Origin of the sequence: Mangrovicoccus sp. HB161399, assembly GCF_013184745.1 — a bacterium.
Lineage (GTDB): Bacteria > Pseudomonadota > Alphaproteobacteria > Rhodobacterales > Rhodobacteraceae > Mangrovicoccus.
Genome location: NZ_JAATVU010000220.1, coordinates 1 through 1,671, shown reverse-complemented (window position 1 = coordinate 1,671; position 1,671 = coordinate 1). Strand labels below are relative to the sequence as shown.

Genomic DNA, 1,671 nt, shown 5'->3' with positions numbered 1-1,671 from the left:
TCGGCGCGGCGCGACGATGGCGCGCTGGAAGCGCTGGTCATGCTGCCGATCGCGCAGGACGCGCCGCAGGCTTCGTGCTTCCCGGCCGCGGAAGCCTGGGCCGATGGTGCCGTGACGGTGCCGATCTACGCCCCCGAGGAGCCGGGGCAGGCCTGACCCATGGCGCTGATCGAACGGACCGACGATGGCGGGCTTCGCCTCAACGGCACCATCCCGATCCTGACGCTGGTGGGTATGATCTGTGCGGGCGTCGTCTTCGCGGTGAAGACCAGCGAGCAGACGGCGCGCAACGCCGCGGACATCCGGCGGCTGGAGGTCGCCCTGGGCGTCACCAACGCCGACATCCGGGAGCAGCGCACCGCGCTGCAGGCCGGGCAGCTGACGATTGCCCGCGTCACCCAACGGCTCGACGGCATGGACCAGACCCTGGCCGCCATCCTGATCGAGCTGCGCGAGGTCCGGAAGGGCCTCTCGGCCGAGCAACCCTGACCACAACGGAGAACCCGATGAACCTCGAACCGCTCGCCTTCTGGAAGGCGCGGAGCAGCTGGCTTGCGCTCTTCGCCGTCCTGTCCTCCATCCTCGGCCGCGAGATCGACGTGGCCTATGCCGACCTCGCCTCGCAGCTGGTCACCGTGCTGCTGACCGGCGCGGCGCTCTGGCAGCGCAAGGCGCCGCAGCGCGCGATCAGCCTGACCGATGCCAACGTGCAGGGCGCGCTGGTGGCCGCCGTCACCTCTGCGCCTGTTGCCGAGAAGCTGGGCGCCCTCGCACGGGGGCTGTTCAAGTGATCCCGATCCCGCGCGATGTCATCGCCTGGGCGCAGCGGCAGCTGCGCGCGGGCGACCCGAATCTTGCCGATGACGGGCTGATGGGCCCTGACACCCACGGCGCGCTGATGGGCTGGGCCCATGGCCGCGAGGCGGACCTGCCGGACTTCTGGCCCGACCTGCCGGCCGAGCGGCTGATGGCGGCGTTCCTGCAGATCGAGGCGCGCGCCGCCGGGCGCGACCCGGGGCCGGTTGACGGCTGGTGGGGGCCGCGCACCGCGGCCGCGGTCGAGGTGATGACGGGCGCGGCCGATCCGCTCTGGCGCGACCGGCTGGACGCCTTCTACGGCCTGCCGGGCCGGGAGGGCGGCTACCGCCCGCCGCTGGTGCAGGTGCCTGTGCCGTGGGTGATGCGGCTGGCCTGGAACGCCTCGGCCACGCGGTCCTTCCTCTGGATCCACGAGAAGGCCGCGGACAGCGCCGCCCGCGCGCTCGGCCGGATCGCGTCGAGCTACACCGGGGCGGAGATCCGCGACCTCGGGATCGACCTCTTCGGCGGCGACTATGCCCCCCGCAAGATGCGCGGCGCCGACCGCCATTCGCTGCACAGCTGGGGCATCTCCATCGACTTCGACCCGGTGCGCAACGCGCTGCGCTCGGACAAGCGGACGGCGCGGCTCGCGCAGCGCGACGCGGTGCCGTTCTGGAGCGCCTGGGAGGCCGAGGGCTGGTGCAGCCTCGGGCGGGCCCGGGACTGCGACTGGATGCACGTCCAGGCGGCCATGCGCGGCTGCTGACATGGGGTTCGGAATGGAAAAGCAGGTGCGGGGCACGACGCTCCGGATCCAGTCCGTCGACATGGGCGGCGGGCAGGCGCTGCCGGCCGGATGGGTGGTCACCG

3 protein-coding genes are annotated in these 1,671 nt (G+C 72.7%); all 3 read left to right on the top strand.

What is annotated here, in order from left to right; all coding sequences use genetic code 11:
- Window positions 1-159 precede the first annotated feature (159 nt).
- The 3 genes from HCC78_RS32435 to HCC78_RS32425 are packed head-to-tail and all read left to right on the top strand — an operon-like array spanning window position 160 to window position 1,567.
- Window positions 160-489 carry a hypothetical protein gene (locus HCC78_RS32435; protein WP_172332803.1) on the top strand — a complete coding sequence of 110 codons (330 nt, stop codon included), beginning with the start codon at window positions 160-162 and terminating at the stop codon, window positions 487-489.
- Window positions 490-506: 17 nt separating this feature from the next.
- Window positions 507-791 carry a hypothetical protein gene (locus HCC78_RS32430; RefSeq protein ID WP_172332789.1) on the top strand — a complete coding sequence of 95 codons (285 nt, stop codon included), beginning with the start codon at window positions 507-509 and terminating at the stop codon, window positions 789-791.
- Window positions 788-1,567: a peptidoglycan-binding protein gene (locus HCC78_RS32425; protein ID WP_172332802.1), complete on the top strand. Its 780-nt coding sequence runs from the start codon at window positions 788-790 to the stop codon at window positions 1,565-1,567. The genes HCC78_RS32430 and HCC78_RS32425 overlap by 4 nt, the downstream gene beginning before the upstream one ends.
- The last annotated feature ends 104 nt before the right edge of the window (window positions 1,568-1,671 follow it).

Coding starts and splice junctions, on each gene's coding strand:
- HCC78_RS32430 (WP_172332789.1), top strand. CDS start 507: ATGAACCTCGAACCGCTCGCCTTCTGGAAGGCGCGGAGCAGCTGGCTT.
- HCC78_RS32435 (WP_172332803.1), top strand. CDS start 160: ATGGCGCTGATCGAACGGACCGACGATGGCGGGCTTCGCCTCAACGGC.